General features: G+C 73.0%; 1 protein-coding gene. It reads right to left on the reverse strand.

Going from position 1 to position 2,490, the window contains the following annotated elements; genetic code table 11:
- Positions 1–2,490 (reverse strand): NAD-glutamate dehydrogenase domain-containing protein (locus tag HMPREF0731_RS15160; RefSeq protein ID WP_007005044.1); only part of this gene is annotated, 2,490 nt, incomplete at both ends.

Genomic DNA, 2,490 nt, shown 5'->3' on the forward strand with positions numbered 1-2,490 from the left:
CCCAGCAGCCGGTCGGCCAGGATCACGGCGCGCGCCGCCTCGGCCGGGCCGGTGCCGGCGGCCAGCCGCGCCAGCCCGGCCGGGCCCAGCCGGTTCGCCACCTCATTGGCCAGGATGGTCGCCAGCAGCTCCTTCCGCAGCCGGTGCCGCGCGATATAGGGCGCATAGCCACGGCGCAGCGCGCTCGGGAAATACGCCTCCAGCAGCGGCAGCAGCGCCGGATCCTCGGCCAGCCCGCTCTGCTCGATCGCCTCCGTCAGCCACAGCTTGGCAAAGGGCAGCAGGGCGGAGAGCTCCGGCCGCGTCAGCCCGGCGCCCTCGGCCATGCGCGCCTCCAGCGCCGCGGCGTCCGGCAGGCCGGCGACCGCGCGGTCCAGCAGCCCGCTGGCCTCCAGCCGCGTCATCAGCGCCGCATGCGCCGCCAGCGCCTCGGCCCCGGCGGCCTCCTCCAGCGAGACGGCCAGCGATTGCTGGGCGTTGTCGCGCAGCACCAGGGCGGCCACCTCGTCGGTCATCTCGACCAGCAGCGCGTCGCGCTGCCGCTCGGTCAGCGCGCCGGCGGCGCGGGCATCGGCCAGCAGGATCTTGATGTTGACCTCGTGGTCCGAGGTCGAGACACCGGCCGAATTGTCCAGCGCATCGGTGTTCAGCTTCACGCCGGCGCCCTCGGCGCCCAGCCGCGCCGCCTCGATGCGCCCGGCCTGGGTGACGCCGAGATTGGCGCCCTCGCCCAGGATGCGGGCGCGGACCTCGCGCCCATCGACACGGATCGCGTCATTGGCGCGGTCGCCGGCCTCGGCCTGGCTCTCGGTGGACGCCTTCACATAGGTGCCGATGCCGCCGAAATAGAGCAGGTCGACCTGGGCGCGCAGGATCGCCTGCATCACCGTCGCCGGGTCCGGCCGCTCCGCCTCGATGCCGAGCAGCGCGCGCGCCTCGGCCGAGAGCGGCACGGTGCGGGCATTGCGCGGATAGACACCGCCGCCGGCGCTGATCTTCTCCGGGTTGTAGTCGGCCCAGGAGGAACGCGGCAGGGCGAAGATGCGCGCCCGCTCCTCATAGGAGACCGCCGGGTCCGGCGAGGGGTCGATGAAGATGTGGCGGTGGTCGAAGGCCGCCAGCAGCTTTGTCTGCTTCGACACCAGAAGGCCGTTGCCGAACACGTCGCCCGACATGTCGCCCACGCCCACCATGGTGAAGGGCGTCTTCTGGATGTCGTGGCCCAACTCGGAAAAATGCCGGGCGATCATCACCCAGGCGCCCTTGGCGGTGATGCCCATCGCCTTGTGGTCATAGCCCTGGCTGCCGCCGGAGGCGAAGGCGTCGTCCAGCCAGAAGCCGTATTCCTGCGCCAGGCCGTTGGCGATGTCGCTGAAGGTCGCCGTGCCCTTGTCGGCGGCGGCGACGATGTACGGGTCGTCGCCGTCGCGCCGCACCACGGCGGGCGGCGGCACCACCACCTCGCCCTTGAGGTTGTCGGTGACGTCCAGCATGCCGCGGATCAGCGTCTTGTAGGCGGCGATGCCGGTGGCCATGAAAGCCTCGCGGTCGGTGGCCGGCGGCACGGCGCCCTTCAGCACGAAGCCGCCCTTGGCCCCCGTCGGCACGATGACGACGTTCTTCAGCCGCTGCGCCTTCATCAGGCCGAGGATCTCGGTGCGGAAATCCTCGCGCCGGTCGGACCAGCGGATGCCGCCGCGCGCCACCGGGCCGGCGCGCAGATGGCAGCCCTCCATATGCGGGGCGTGGACGAAGATCTCGCGCCAGGGGCGCGGCTGCGGCATCTCGCCCGCCGCGGCGCTGTCGATCTTCAGCGAGATATAGCCCTTGCCCTGGAAGTAGTTGGTGCGCAGCACCGCATCGAGGGCGGTGCGCAGCCGGGTCAGGATGCGGTCGGTGTCGGGGTCCTCCACCGCCTCGATCAGCTGCGCCCATTCGGCCGAGAGCGCGGCCTCGGCGGTGTCGCGATTCTCGGCGGCGGGGTCGAAGCGGGCGTTGAACAGCCCGACCAGCAGCCGCGCCGCTTGCGGGTTGGCGGCCAGCGCCGCCTCCACCGAGCCTTGCGCGAAGGCGAAGCCCACCTGCTTCAGCCAGCGGTAGAGCGCGCGCAGCAGCCAAGCCTCGCGCCAGGAGAGCCCCGCGCGGGTGACCAGCCGGTTGAACCCGTCCACCTCGTCGCGGCCGTCCTGCAGCGCCGCCAGCGCCTCCAGGATGGCGGGGAAGCGGCTCTCCTCCAGCTCGGTGCCGGCCTCCAGCGAGAAGACGTGCAGCACCGCCCGCGCCGGCGCGCCGCCGGCATCCTTCGGGTGCAGGTGGTAGGGCTGCTCCTCGATGGCGCGCAGGTCCAGGCTCTCGAACAGCGGCAGCGCGTCGGCCAGCGGCACCGGCCCGCCCGGATGCACCAGGCGCAGCGTCAGGCTGCGGCGGCTCTCGCCGGGGCGGCGCTCGAAGCGCGCGGCGGGGCGGCCGGCGGACAGCGCCGCCTCGGCC

Origin of the sequence: Pseudoroseomonas cervicalis ATCC 49957 (genome assembly GCF_000164635.1) — a bacterium.
Taxonomy (GTDB): Bacteria; Pseudomonadota; Alphaproteobacteria; order Acetobacterales; family Acetobacteraceae; genus Pseudoroseomonas; species Pseudoroseomonas cervicalis.